Annotated in this window: 12 protein-coding genes and 2 tRNA genes; 9 read left to right on the top strand and 5 right to left on the bottom strand. The window is 60.4% G+C overall.

The genetic code is table 11. The features are described 5' to 3' along the window. The first annotated feature begins 308 nt into the window (after positions 1-308). Positions 309-1,265, top strand: coding sequence for an ADP-ribosylglycohydrolase family protein (locus CDA63_RS16135; RefSeq protein WP_088465490.1), 957 nt, complete (start codon positions 309-311; stop codon positions 1,263-1,265). A 43-nt stretch (positions 1,266-1,308) separates the two neighbouring features. On the opposite strand, the gene CDA63_RS16130 is transcribed toward CDA63_RS16135, so the two are convergent. From CDA63_RS16130 to CDA63_RS16120, 3 genes are all read right to left on the bottom strand, one after another. After that, positions 1,309-3,375, bottom strand: a complete 2,067-nt coding sequence (locus tag CDA63_RS16130) for a tetratricopeptide repeat protein (RefSeq protein WP_165768342.1) — start codon at positions 3,373-3,375, stop codon at positions 1,309-1,311. Positions 3,376-3,578: 203 nt separating this feature from the next. After that, positions 3,579-3,652: transfer RNA gene (locus CDA63_RS16125), tRNA-Asp, on the bottom strand. 350 nt (positions 3,653-4,002) lie between these two features. Next, positions 4,003-4,076: transfer RNA gene (locus CDA63_RS16120), tRNA-Asp, on the bottom strand. A gap of 253 nt (positions 4,077-4,329) precedes the next feature. On the opposite strand from CDA63_RS16120, the gene CDA63_RS16115 reads away from it, so the two are divergent. From CDA63_RS16115 to CDA63_RS16095, 5 genes are all read left to right on the top strand, one after another. Beyond that, positions 4,330-5,277 carry an acetyl-CoA carboxylase carboxyltransferase subunit alpha gene (locus CDA63_RS16115; protein WP_199797547.1) on the top strand — a complete coding sequence of 316 codons (948 nt, stop codon included), beginning with the start codon at positions 4,330-4,332 and terminating at the stop codon, positions 5,275-5,277. A 92-nt stretch (positions 5,278-5,369) separates the two neighbouring features. Next, on the top strand, positions 5,370-6,218 hold the full coding sequence (locus CDA63_RS16110; protein WP_088465487.1) for an MBL fold metallo-hydrolase: 849 nt from the start codon (positions 5,370-5,372) through the stop codon (positions 6,216-6,218). Positions 6,219-6,392: 174 nt separating this feature from the next. Further along, positions 6,393-7,181 carry a patatin-like phospholipase family protein gene (locus tag CDA63_RS16105; protein WP_088465486.1) on the top strand — a complete coding sequence of 263 codons (789 nt, stop codon included), beginning with the start codon at positions 6,393-6,395 and terminating at the stop codon, positions 7,179-7,181. A gap of 179 nt (positions 7,182-7,360) precedes the next feature. Next, positions 7,361-7,930: a 1-acyl-sn-glycerol-3-phosphate acyltransferase gene (locus CDA63_RS16100; protein ID WP_088465485.1), complete on the top strand. Its 570-nt coding sequence runs from the start codon at positions 7,361-7,363 to the stop codon at positions 7,928-7,930. 59 nt (positions 7,931-7,989) lie between these two features. Continuing rightward, the gene (locus CDA63_RS16095) at positions 7,990-8,565 is read left to right on the top strand and encodes a hypothetical protein (protein WP_088465484.1); all 576 of its coding nucleotides are present in this window, start codon (positions 7,990-7,992) and stop codon (positions 8,563-8,565) included. A 113-nt stretch (positions 8,566-8,678) separates the two neighbouring features. Here CDA63_RS16095 and CDA63_RS16090 read toward each other — a convergent pair whose 3' ends face one another. Continuing rightward, positions 8,679-9,347: a DUF4159 domain-containing protein gene (locus CDA63_RS16090; RefSeq protein ID WP_088465483.1), complete on the bottom strand. Its 669-nt coding sequence runs from the start codon at positions 9,345-9,347 to the stop codon at positions 8,679-8,681. A gap of 118 nt (positions 9,348-9,465) precedes the next feature. Between CDA63_RS16090 and CDA63_RS16085 the strand changes: the two genes are divergently transcribed. The 3 genes from CDA63_RS16085 (at position 9,466) to CDA63_RS16075 (ending at position 12,494) form a co-directional block, all read left to right on the top strand. Beyond that, positions 9,466-10,152 carry a hypothetical protein gene (locus tag CDA63_RS16085; RefSeq protein ID WP_088465482.1) on the top strand — a complete coding sequence of 229 codons (687 nt, stop codon included), beginning with the start codon at positions 9,466-9,468 and terminating at the stop codon, positions 10,150-10,152. Between the two features lie 91 nt (positions 10,153-10,243). After that, entirely contained in the window at positions 10,244-10,936 is a 693-nt protein-coding gene (locus CDA63_RS16080) for a hypothetical protein (RefSeq protein WP_126546903.1), read from the top strand. Positions 10,937-11,060: 124 nt separating this feature from the next. Then, the gene (locus CDA63_RS16075) at positions 11,061-12,494 is read left to right on the top strand and encodes an RtcB family protein (RefSeq protein ID WP_088465480.1); all 1,434 of its coding nucleotides are present in this window, start codon (positions 11,061-11,063) and stop codon (positions 12,492-12,494) included. Here the strand turns inward: CDA63_RS16075 and CDA63_RS16070 are convergent. Beyond that, a complete protein-coding gene (locus CDA63_RS16070) occupies positions 12,491-13,210 on the bottom strand; it encodes a 16S rRNA (uracil(1498)-N(3))-methyltransferase (protein ID WP_088465479.1) in 720 nt (239 codons plus the stop codon). The genes CDA63_RS16075 and CDA63_RS16070 overlap by 4 nt on opposite strands. Between the last annotated feature and the right edge of the window lie 13 nt (positions 13,211-13,223).

The raw sequence follows: 13,223 nt of genomic DNA, 5'->3' as shown, positions 1-13,223 counted from the left end.
GCCTAGCCCTGACCATGCAGCAATTTCACTTCCTGGCCTTTGCGACACTCTTGCTGGCAAAAGGCGTTTTCCGAGCCACTAGTCCATAACAGGCTCTAGTATTACCCTCCATCCCGATCCTGCGGGCATAGCATCCCCGGTCAGCGAAGCTTCCTCACCAACGTATTCCGGCGGATAATCACCAAAACCAGCCTGTCGTTTCGCGCTTGCGAGGAATCTTGAGTACTGGTCCTGGGAGGACAGATCGTAGCAATACGCCGGTTTCCTGCTCTTGCTTTACTTTGCTACCGAACACTCCCTTTACAGCTATGCCAGCTACTTCCCCCGAACCCCAACTCCGCGCCGCCCTACTAGGCTTAGCCGTGGGCGACGCGCTGGGCGTGCCCGTTGAGTTCCAGAGCCGCGCCGCCCGCCGCCTCGATCCCGTGGTGACTATGCGCGCCTACGGTACTCACCACCAGCCTGCCGGCACCTGGTCCGACGATGCCTCCCTTACGTTTTGTCTGTCGCAGGCCCTGGCAGATGGATTCTCTGTGGGCATTGTGGCCGAATACAGCCGCCGCTGTTACTACGAAAACTTCTGGACGCCCCACGGCTCTGTGTTCGATATCGGTATTACAACCCGCGAGGCCCTAAGCCGGCTGCAGGCCGATGACGACCTCATCCTGGCTGGTGGCACCGACGAGTACAGCAACGGCAACGGGGCCCTGATGCGCATTCTGCCGCTGGCTTTCTATCAGCAAGATGCGCCGTTAGCGGAGCGGTTTCAACTCATCCGCGACGTATCGGCCATTACCCACGGCCACATTCGCTCGGCGGTGGCGTGCTTGCTGTACCTGGAAATGGCCCGCCACCTTCGGGCCGGCCAGTCGCCCGCCGAAGCCTACGCCGCCATGTGCCAACGGGCTCCGGCCCAACTCTACGAGCTGAATATTCCGGCCCCCGAAGTCGATAAATTCGAGCGCATCCTCAGCGGCCGCCTGCCTGACGTGGCCGTAACTGCCATCGACAGCGGCGGCTACGTGATGCACACGCTGGAAGCCGCCCTCTGGTGCCTGCTGCGCCACGAAACCTACGCCGAAACCGTGCTGGCCGCCGTCAACCTCGGCGACGATACCGATACCACCGGGGCCGTAACCGGCGGCCTGGCCGGGCTGCACTACGGCGAGGCCGCCATTCCGCCCGCATGGTTGGCTGTGCTGGCCCGCCGTGCCGATATCGAGGTCCTGAGCGCCGAGGCAGCTAGGGGAGAAGGGGTAAGCTGAAAACAAATAAACCATTAGGCCTCTGCTGAAATAGTATCGGCGCTCACCGGACCCGGGATAATGCCAACTTGGTTTTCCAATGGTTGGCCCCGAATTTACGCTGGTAAATAGTCAAAGCCCGCTCAAAAAATGGCGTTGCATGCTGTTTTTCTAGCTGAGCCAATTCCCCTTGCGCCAGGGCTAGGTCGCCGAAGAAGTCATGGTCAGGGAGTAAAGTAGCCTGGCCCAAGGCCTCTGCTTCCCGCAGGAGAGGTTGCGCCCGCCTAGGCTGCCGTTGGCGGATACGCAGTTGCCCGTAGTTGAGGTAAACGGCGGCCGTGACCGGATGCGGCCCCGGAAAAAGCTGGCGGTACAACCGCAGTGAACCCGCAAAAAGCGAATCGGCTTCATTAAGCCTGTTTTCCGCCAGTGCCACCAGCCCCAGCCCGTTCAAAGCCTGCGCGTAGTTCGCGCCATGCCGGTCGTAGGTTTGGTTGATGCGCTGTGCCTTCTGGTAATAGGAGCGGGCCGCCCCATAGTTGCCGGACGCGCACTCGACCCGCGCGGCAGCCAGCAATAATGGAGTTTGGCTGAGGGTAGCCACCGGCGTGAGGGATATGCGGGCCGCGTAGGCGCGAGCCGCCGGCAAGTTATCCAGCGTAACATGCAGCGTAGCGAGCTGGGCGTACAAGCCTGGAAAAGGCCGCTCGGCGGTAGCGGGCTGCTTCTCAAAAAAGCGTAGTGCCTGGGCATAATAGTCGGACGCCGGTTCGTAATGTCCTTGGGCCTCCTTGATGGCTCCCCGCAAAATCAGGCACTGATAGTAGTGGCTGGCTGCAGCGTTGCCCTGGGCCTTAAGTCGAGCTTGCAGGCTGGCGGCCAGGGTATCGGCGGCTGGGTAGCGGGCCTGCGCCAGATAGGTATAGGCTAGGAAGCTTTCTGCTATAAATAGTTTTTCCGGCGCGTCAGTTTCAGCCTTCTGATAGTAACGCCGGGCGCGCTGGAGTTGTTGAGCAGCGGCCGAATAGCGGTTCTGCTTAAAGCGACAGATGCCTTCGTAGAGCAGGGCGCGGTAGTAGTGGCTGGTATCGGCGGTCGGAATTCGCAGGGTATGCAGTTGAGCCAGTGCCGTCGTCACGCTGTCCTGCCGCATGTAGTTCAGCACCATGGCCAGCGCGTGCGAGGTGCGTCGAACCCGGCCCCGTTGCGTGGTATCGGTGCTCAGCAACTGATTCGCCTGCCGGTATAAGGAGGTGGAGAGGGGATAGTTCTGCTGCCGGCTCTGCGACCAGCCCAGGTTGCCCACCAGTAGGGCGAGTTCGGTCGTTGAGTCGGGCCACACCCGCCGGTGAGTTTGCGCGGCCCGTAGAAAGTACGCGTCGCTTTGGGTGAACTGCTGAAGATAATTGTAGCAATAGGCGATGTTGTTTAGTCCCCAAACCTGTTTTCCGCGCCAGAAAATGGTGTCTTGGGCGTACAGCAGCAGTTGCCGGTTGGCGCGGTTGGCCAAGCGGTAGGAGCGGAGGGCCTGGGCGTAGTGTTGCCGTGCGTACTGCTGGTCGGCCGTGCAGGTATAGGCATCGAAAAGCAACTCGTAGATGCCGCTGATTTTCTCCTGTTGTGCGGCCGAAGAGTCGTTGCCCAGCCACTGCTGCCCCGCCTGCCGGGCTTGCCAGGCAAATTTGATGGCGCTAGCGCAGTCCTGCCGGGCGTATGCCTCCCGGTACCGGGCCCCGAATCCGTGCATCCGCAGGTTGGCGGTACGGGCCGGCTGGCCATGGTTGAGCAGCAGCAGCGTGTGCCGGTAAGGACTGAATGTGACGGGCAGGTAGGCAAAGCCGGCACTGATACCAAACACCGCAATGGCTCGTAGCAGCAGCGGCCACAGAGCCGGCCAGCTCGGGTGGCGGAACCGCATCAGAGCTATCAGCGCAACTATTACCAGCCCGCTGCCAATGGGCAACAACGAGTGAACAGAAGCGAGGCGCAATTGGATAGCTGGTGGGAGTACCAGCAGCGAAACGGCCAGCCCCACTCCGCTCAGCACGCGAACCGGTGCCGATAAGGGAGCCGACTGAAAAAGCCAATAGCCGCCCGCCAGATACGACCCAATCAACAGGTACAACAGCAAAAAAAGGCCGAATTGTACGTCTGCGCCCGGGAAACACTGCCAAACAACAGTCCCAAAGAGTAAACCTAATAGTCCTTTTTCGTAGCGCCCCATTACCAAAGTCCGCGGCATCGGCAATGGTGCCGGGCCGCTAAGCAGGCCGAACCTACGCAGGGCGGGCTGAAAAAGCAAAAGGCCCTTCAGCATCTGCTGAAGGGCCTTTGCGGTCCGGACGGGACTCGAACCCGCGACCTCCGCCGTGACAGGGCGGCATTCTAACCAACTGAACTACCGAACCGGATATCAAACCTGGGCGGGCCGGGTGGCCTTTCCGTTTTGATGATGCAAATATAGCGGGTTGGATCTGACTCTGGCAAGTCCGGCGCCAGAAAAAACTGCCGTAACAGGCTGTAAGCGCCTTTTTGGGCGAGATATAGCTCTGTCAGTAAATAGAATAGCTTCAAAAAATAATTGAAAAATAATTGTGATTCCCCCACGCTGGCGGCTCAATACCTAGCAAATCCGGTGCTGAGGGCGCGCCGCAGCTTCAGCTGGCTCAGGCATGAATAAGGGCAAAAAATGTAGCTCGGGGGAATGGGGTAAATTGAAAAAGCAAAAGGCCCTTCAGCGTTTGCTGAAGGGCCTTTGCGGTCCGGACGGGACTCGAACCCGCGACCTCCGCCGTGACAGGGCGGCATTCTAACCAACTGAACTACCGAACCAGGTCGTTCTACTTCGCTGCTCAGGGAGTGTTGAAGTGGTGCAAAAGTAGGGTGCCGGACTGAGGTGCGCAAGCGGGCCCCCTAAAATACTTCCAAAAACGAGTTAAAAACTTTGTGGGAGCCTGTTTATCAGTTACAAAGTTTTTCCGGGAAATTGGTTGGGTGGGGCGGTGGGTCGAATCGGCGCGGGCCCTTACCTTTGCTTTCTTCGCTTTCCCCCCTTGTACCTTCAAAACCCGCCTCCGCCGTGGCCATGCTCCTCGATTTTGAACAACCTATTGCCGCTCTCGAAGGCAAGCTCCGCGAAATGCAACAACTGGCCCTCGACAGCCAGGTAGACGTATCGGACGCGGTAGTGGCGCTCGAAGCCAAAATCAACGCTCTCAAGCAGGAAACGTACGCCAACCTTACCCGTTGGCAGCGCGTGCAGCTCTCGCGCCACCCCGACCGCCCCTACACCTTCGACTATATTCTGGGCATGACCCAGAAGTTTGTGGAGTTGCATGGCGACCGGACGGTGCGCGATGATAAGGCCATGGTGGGCGGTTTTGCCGAAATCGATGGCCGGACCGTGATGCTCATCGGCCAGCAGAAGGGGCGCAACACCAAGCAGCGGCAGTTCCGCAACTTCGGTATGCCGAATCCCGAGGGCTACCGCAAGGCCCTGCGCCTGATGAAACTGGCCGAGAAGTTCGGCAAGCCCATCATCACGCTCATCGATACGCCCGGCGCGTTTCCGGGCCTGGAGGCCGAGGAGCGGGGGCAGGGCGAGGCCATTGCCCGCAACCTCAAGGAGATGTTCCTGCTCAAGGTGCCCGTCATCTGCATCATTATCGGCGAGGGTGCTTCGGGCGGGGCCCTGGGCATTGCCATCGGCGACCGGGTGCTGATGCTGGAAAACACCTGGTACTCCGTGATTTCACCCGAGTCGTGCAGCAGTATCCTCTGGCGCAGCTGGGATTTCAAGGAGCAGGCCGCCGAAGCCCTCAAGCTCACGGCCACCGACATGCTGGGCAACAAACTCGTCGACGGCATCGTGGCCGAGCCCCTCGGCGGCGCCCACACCGACGTGCCCACCATGATTGAAACCCTGAAAAGCACCATCCTCCAAACCCTCGACGAGCTCGAAGCGCTTTCGCCCGCCGAGCGCATCAGCCAGCGCATCGACAAGTTCGCCGACATGGGCGTGGTACTGGAGTAAATGTTTGAGCGGTTAGCTTGTGGCTGTTAGCTGGTAGCTACCGCCAGATGGAAAGCTAACTGTTAACCGCCACTAGCTAACCGCTTAAAAACATGAAAATTCATACGCTCGATACCGGTTTGTTCAAGCTTGATGGCGGGGCCATGTTTGGGGTGGTGCCCAAGAGTATCTGGCAGAAGCTCAACCCCGCCGACGAGCACAATATGTGCACCTGGGCCTTGCGCTGCCTGCTGGTGGAGGACGCCGGCCGGCTGATGCTGGTCGATACCGGTATCGGCGACAAGCAGGACGACAAGTTCCGGGCCCACTTCTATTTGCACGGCGACGATACGCTGGAAAAATCGTTGCGCCGCCTAGGCTACACCGCCGCCGATATCACGGATGTATTGCTGACCCACCTGCACTTCGACCACTGCGGCGGGGCCGTGGAACGCACTGCGGCCGGTAAGCTGCAGCCGGCCTTCGCCAACGCCACCTACTGGAGCAATGAGGCCCACTGGAACTGGGCTACCGCGCCCAACCCCCGCGAGAAGGCCAGCTTTCTGAAAGAAAACATTTTGCCCATCCAGGAAAGTGGTCAGCTCCGCTTCATCGACCCGCAGGGGGGAATACCGAAGGCGTTACCCGCCCTCCAGAACCTGCTGTTCGTGGACGGGCACACCGAGAAAATGATGCTGCCGCAGTTCCGCTACCAGGGCCGCACGCTGGTGTTTGCCGCCGACCTGCTGCCCAGCGCCCACCACGTAGGCCTGCCCTACGTGATGAGCTACGACGTGCGCCCGCTGGTGACGATGGACGAAAAAGCCCGTATTCTCCAGCAGGCCGCCGACGAGAACTGGGTGCTGATCCTCGAACACGACCACCAGACCGAGTGCATTACAGTCGAGCAAACCGAGCGCGGCATCAAAGTAGCCGAGCGGTTCCGCTTGGCGGAGTTGTAGAGGAGAAGTGAGTACAGAGAGGTGAGAAGTGAGGTGAACGTCATTTTAATTCGTGGGAAGAATCCCACTTGTTGATGTTAGGTTACCGCTGTAATGACTCCAAGCAAGGCTTTTTTTGCTGCTCATGATGACGTTCATATCACTTCTTTGTACTCCCCTCTCACTTCTAAAAAAATGTTAGGACTGGCATTTTCCGGGGGTGGGGCACGGGGCATTGCCCATTTGGGTGTGCTAGCGGCGCTCGATGAGTTGGAACTGCCGGTGGTGCGGCTGGCGGGGGTGTCGTCGGGGGCTATTGCGGCCACGTTTTACGCCGCCGGGGTGCCGCCCCGCGAAATTATGCGCCTGTTGCAAGGCGTGAGCATCCCGCGCCTGACGCGGGTGGCGCTGAGCCGCTACGGCCTGCTGCACATGGATGCCGTGGGGCGGCTGTTTGAGCAGCATTTGGGGGTAGGGGCCACGTTCGAGCAGCTGCGGTTGCCGCTGACGCTGGTGGCTACCGATATTGAGGCGGGCGAGTCAGTGCGGTTTTCCAGCGGGCTGCTGGTGCCGCCGCTGCTGGCATCGTCGGCGGTACCCATTCTGTACCGGCCGGTGGTATATAAGGGGCGGCAGCTAGTGGATGGTGGCCTGCTAAATAACCTGCCCGTGGAGGCGCTGCTCGAAGCCGAGCACCCCGGCCTGCGGGTGGTGGGCGTGCACTGCAACCCGCCCAACGCGGCGGCCCAGGTTAATAACATCCGCGGCCTAGTGGAGCGCACGCTTAACCTGGCCATTGCCGGCAACACGGTGCTCAGCAAGCAGCGCTGCCACCTGCTGCTGGAGCCGCCCGCGCTGGGGCAGTACCGCACCATGAGCTTCCGCCAGGCCCCCGAAATCTTCGACATCGGGTACCGCTACACCTTGGCGCAGGCCGCGCAGCTGCGGGCGCTGCTGAAAAACGAGCTGCCCGACCCCCGCTGAGCGCAGTTGGCCCCAGACCGATGGGCGACTCCACAGTAGTGCCAGCGGCTGGTACTCCGCGAGTAGGTGGCCGATTATTTAGGACGGCGAGCCGACGCTTCCGCCGCAAATTATCTAGCTTTAAGGCCCGGTAACCCCTTTTCGGAGCCGGGCCTCCTCGTCTCCACCCATTCCCACTCATGGCGCGTCGCACCTCTACTTTCTGGTATCTGTTTTCGAAATTCTGGTTCTGGATGACTGGCTGGCGGCTGGGGCCGGTGGTGCCGCCCGATATCAAAAAGAGCGTCATGATTGCCGCCCCGCACACCAGCAACTGGGATTTCATGTATGCCCGGGCGGCCTTTTTTCTGATGGACGTGGACCTGAAGGTTACCATCAAGAAGAGTTGGACCACGATTCCGGTGCTCGGGCCGCTGGTGCGCAGCCTGGGCGGGCTGGGCGTCGACCGTAGCCGCAACAACAGCCTCGTCGACGCGATGGTAGGACTGTTTAAGGAGCGCGACGAACTGGTGATTATGATTACTCCTGAGGGCACCCGCGGCTACCAGCCCAAGTGGCGCAAGGGTTTCTACCATACGGCCATGGCCGCCGGCGTGCCCATTCTGCTCGGCTACCTCGACTACAAGAACAAGGAAGCCGGCGTGGGCCCGGCCTTCTGGCCCACCGGCGACTACGAAAAGGACCTGGAGGAAATCAAGGACTTCTATCGTACCAAAACCGGCCGGTTCCCCGAAAAAGGCGTACGTTAGACCAATAGGCCGGCTCATTCCCAGCCGGGAAAGCGGTTCCGCTTTATTGTTTACTGCTGATGGAAGATTTCAAAAGTATTATCTGGGTGCTGCTGGCCGTCGGGGTATTCATCTGGCAGATGGTGCAGAAAATCAAAAGCCAAGCCGAGGCCGCCGAACAGAAGGAGCAGCGGCGCACGGCGCGGCAGGACTTCGGTACGGCCAAACCCACCCCGAAACCGGTGCCCCCAGTGCCTAGCTCGTCGTTTGAAGAGCTGCTGGCCCAGATGCAGCGCCAGAACCGCGCGGAGGAAAGCCTGCCGGAGCCCGCCCCGGAGCCCGTTGCCGAAACGCGGCCGGCCTCGGTAGAACCGATGGGCCGCTATGCTCGCAGCCAGGAAAAAATTGAGGTCGAAATCCATTCCCTGGAGTTGCCTACCCCCGAGGCCCGCTCCCTGGAAGCCCCTAAGCGGGCCGCGCGCCGGGCCGATACCATGCCCCGCACCAGCACCCAGCATGGCCAGGAAGATTACTGGAGCCAGCCCAAACCGGCCACGCCCGAGCAAACCCGCCGCACCGTCAACGACCTGCTCCGCAACCCGGCCGACATCCGCGCCGCCTTCGTGCTAAGCGAGATTTTACAGCGGCGGTTCTAAACAAACCCTCAGCAATTCAACAAAATCAAAGAGCGAAAGCCCTTCGACATTCCCTGTAAGGGCAGTCGAAGGGCTTTTTGCTGGGAACCTGTTTTACCTGACTTGGCTTGTTATTAATCCTGCGTCAGGGCGTACGTGACCAGGTTGGCGCCCATTTTCAGGGCTGCTTCGTGGGTGGCGGGGGTGTCTTCGGGGTAGGTGCCCATGTCTTCCCAGCCGTTGCCCAGGTCGCATTCGAAGCTATAAAAGCACACCAGCCGGCCCTTGTAGAGCAGGCCGAAGCCCTGGGGCCGCTTGCCGTCGTGCTCATGGATTTTGGGCAGGCCCCGCGGGAACTGGAATTTCTGGTGGTAAATGGGATGGGTGAAGGGCAACTCCACAAATTCGAGCTCCGGAAACACCTTCTTCATCTCGGGCCGGATAAACTTGTCGAGGCCGTAGTTATCGTCGATGTGCAGGAAACCGCCGCCCATCAGGTAGCGGCGCAGGTTGCGGGCGTCGGTGTCGGAGAACGTGACGTTGCCGTGGCCGGTCATGTGCACGAAGGGGTAGCTGAGCAGTTCGGGCGAATCGAGCTCCACGGTGGCCTCGTTGGGGGCGATGTTGGTGCTCAGCGTCTGGTTGCAGAAGCGAATGAGGTTGGGCAGGCTGGTCTTGTTGGCGTACCAGTCGCCGCCGCCGCCGTAGTGCAGCTTGGCAATGCGGAAGCTAGGGGCCGCTATTGGCGCGGCCGCCGTGAGGGAGAATAATAGGAGCAGGGCAAGAACGAATATTTTGGGCATCAAGGCAGCAGCTTGGGCAAGTGGTATTTACCTATAATTACGCATCGGCCAGGAAAGTTCGGCTTCTGCCGCAAGGTAAGCACTACCCCCGGCCCGCCCGCTATTTACTATACCAACTATGCCCCCGGTTCCCCTCGCGCTCGACCTGGCCTTCATTCTGATTAACGCCCTGACGCTCGGCCTGCTGTTGTGGGCCGGGGCCCGCAGCCGGTTGCTGCTGGCGGTGCTGCTGCTGTGGCTGCTGGGTCAGGCATTGCTGGCCGGCAGCGGCTTCTATACCGTCACCAACACCCTGCCGCCCCGGTTTGCGCTGGTGGTTGGACCGCCGCTGCTGGTGCTGGCGGGGCTGCTGGCCATGGCCCGGGGCCGCTGCTTCCTCGACGCCCTGCGTCCCGACCGCCTGATGCTGTTGCACGTGGTGCGGGTACCCGTTGAGCTGGTACTGTTCGGGCTTTACCACCATCAGGCGGTGCCCCGGCTCATGACTTTCGAGGGCCGTAACTGGGATATTCTGATGGGCCTCACGGCGCCGCTGGTGTATTATCTGGCTTATCGCCGCCAGGCGCTGGGGCGGGGTGGGCTGCTCATCTGGCATGCGGTGGGGCTGGGGTTGCTGGGCAACATCGTGCGGCTGGGGTTGCTGTCCGCGCCGGGGCCGTTCCAGCAGTTCTCCTTTGAGCAGCCCAACGTGGCGCTGGCGCACTTTCCCTACCTGTGGCTGCCCGCTTTCGTGGTGCCCGTTGTGCTGCTGGCGCACTTGGCGGCGCTACGGCAACTTTGGCAGAATAAAGACTATTTATTTTAGTAAATATTAGCTGCTTTTTACACGTTTCTACAATTTTACCGGCTATATTCAATCCTGTTCAATCATTATTACTAGTATGGATAGTAGGCTGATGGCACTGATAGCCCATTATGAAGCAGAGCGGCATGATCTGCAAAAGCAATTAGATGGCTTTCTGGCGGAGCAGGAGTATCAAATGGCCCACAAAATTGCTCAAGGGCTGAAGTTAGCAGACACCCAACTTCGAAACTTATCGGGCCTCACTGACCGACTTTACGACGAGAAGCAGCATTGCCGCTCTCTGATCCAACATCTCAAAGCTGTGGCCATAGCAGATGAGGACGATTTGGGCGCAGCTTTTTATGAGGAAGCAATAGCCGACCAAGAGGCCAGGTTACAGCTTCTGGAAAGCCAGCGAGCGGAAAGACCCATCCAGCGAACTACTGTTCTGCGCGATACGCTGCTTAAGCTGCTGCTACGACAAATTCCGGCGTTCAGCGTGGTGTTTTGCCAGGAGCCCCTGCTGCGCTGTTGTGTGCGAGTCAGTCGCCGAACGGTTGAGTTGAGCCTGCCGCAGGTGCGACAACTGCGCCAGAACGGTGCGTTGGTAAAAAAGCAGCGCGCGCAATTACGCGCTTTGGGTTTCAGCTACAGCGACGCAGAAGACGAGTTTTTACTGCAACTACCCTTTATTGTCGGCAACGATGCTGACGCCGTGCTCTATGTATTTATGAGGCTGGCTTTTGAGGTGTTCTACTTTAAGCACGAGGACGACCCAATCGAAATTCGCTACTACGAAGACTGAGCTTGCGACCTACATAGCGGCGCCTGGATGGGCATCCGTTCTACCAGAATTGGCCGCCGAGGTCTGGTCGGTATCAGCGTCAAATTTCCTTTCTTGCCAACCAAATTTATAGTAGCTACCGACGATGATAACGGGCAAGGAGTTAATTGACAGAGGGCTGAAGCCCGGAAAGTGGTTCAAAGACGCGCTGGAGCACATCAACACACACAACCTGGAAGGGGCGGCGCTGGAGGACTACCTCGACGCGATAAAGCCCGCGCCGACAATTCCGCTGCTGGCGCAGCCCGTATCGTTCCACGAGAATATCCGCGCCGATACGCCGGTCGAGCAAGCCAATATCGACTACGTCCGGCAGTCGATGCAGCTGCTGATGCGCACGCCGACGGTGGTGGCGGGGGCCATTATGCCCGATGCCTGTCCGGCCGGACCGCTGGGGACCATCCCGGTCGGAGGCATCGTGGTAGCCCGCAACGCCATTCACCCCGGCATGCACAGCGCCGATATCTGCTGCTCAGTGATGCTGACCAACCTGGGCCAGGTAGATCCCAAGCGAGTGCTCGACGTGGCCCAGCAGCTCACCCACTTCGGTCCCGGCGGACGCCCGCCCGAGCAGCAGTTCGCGCTGCCCGCCGACATAGAGGCGGAATTCCGCGACAACCCGTTTCTGAACTCCCGGCGCAGCCTGAACTCCGCCCATGAACAGCTCGGCACCCAGGGCGACGGCAACCACTTCCTGTACGTGGGGGTTTCGCGCAACACCGGCGACACCATGCTCGTGACGCACCACGGCTCGCGGGGGCCGGGGGCAATGCTCTATAAGCAGGGCATGAAGGTGGCCGAACGGTTCCGCCAAGCTATTTCGCCCGAAACCGACCCTCACAACGCCTGGATTCCCAGCGAGTCGGAAGAAGGCCAGCAGTACTGGGCTGCGCTGCAAACCATTCGGAAGTGGACCAAGCAAAACCACCTGTGCCTGCACGAAGCCATTGCCGGGCAGTTGGAAGCAGTGGTGCAGCAGCGGTACTGGAACGAGCACAACTTCGTGTTCCGCGACGGCGACCTGTACTACCACGCTAAAGGGGCCACCCCGCTGGACCCCAAGTTCATGCCCGATATTACCGGGCCGCGCATCATTCCGCTCAACATGGCCGAGCCCATTCTTATTGTGGAAGGCACCACGACCGAAACCAACCTGGGTTTCGCGCCCCACGGGGCCGGCCGGAACCTGAGCCGGACCCGCCACAAGTTCAGCAAGGTGGGCCAAACCAAAGAGGCGCTCTTCGCGGAAGAAACCCGCGGTATCGATGCCCGCTTCTTCTTCAACCAGATTGATATTTCCGAGCTGCCCAGCGCCTACAAGAACGCCGACGACGTGCAGCGGCAGATCGTGGACTTCGACCTCGCAACCGTTATCGACGAAATCCGGCCCTACGGCTGTATTATGGCCGGCGACTGGGAGCAGGATGCGCCCTGGCGGAAGAAGAAGCTGGCCAAGGAAGCCGCCCGGCTCGCTGCCGAAGATGGGCAGGCCGACACCTCGGCGCTGGCGGAAGGCTAACGCCCGCCCAGCTCCCGCGCCACGTGCACCGTGTGCACGGCGGCCAGCGCCGCCGTTTCGGTGCGCAGGCGCGAACTGCCCAGCGTCACGGGCCGGATACCCAGGGTGAAGGCCGCCCCAATTTCATCGGGCGTGAAATCTCCCTCCGGCCCAATCAGCACGCAGCAACCGGCCTCAGCGTCCACCACCTGTGCCAGCGCTGTGCGCTCACCTTCTTCCAGGTGAGCGATGAAAGTGGTTTCGGGGACAACGCCCGTCACAAATGCCTTAAAATCCTGCATCTCGTCCATCTGCGGCAGCCAAGCCTGACTCGACTGCTTGAGGGCGCTGACGGCAATTTTCTCCAGACGCTCCAGCTTCAAGTCGCGGCGCTCGGAGCGGGCGCAGCGCAGGAACGTAATCCTATCCACCCCGATTTCAACAGCCTTCTCGACTAGCCACTCCATGCGGTCAAGATTTTTGGTGGGAGCTACGGCCAGATGGATGGGGGCGGGGCGGGGCGGTACTTGCTCATGCTGCGTGATCCGCAGTTGGCAGCGCTTGGGGTGGGCCTCCGTTACTTCGGCCTCAAATACGCCGCCGCGCCCATTCACCAGCACTACCGCGTCGCCAGCGCTCAAGCGCAGCACCCGCACGGCGTGCTTGCTTTCGTCTTCGGGCAGGGTATGGGTGCTGGTTTCGGCCGTGAGGTCGGGGGCAAAAAAAGTATGGGGCATGGCGCAAAGGTAG

Origin of the sequence: Hymenobacter amundsenii (genome assembly GCF_002204745.1) — a bacterium.
In the GTDB taxonomy this organism is placed as follows: domain Bacteria; phylum Bacteroidota; class Bacteroidia; order Cytophagales; family Hymenobacteraceae; genus Hymenobacter; species Hymenobacter amundsenii.
Note: the sequence above shows the minus strand (reverse complement) of the source record. Positions and strands in the feature narration are given on the sequence as shown.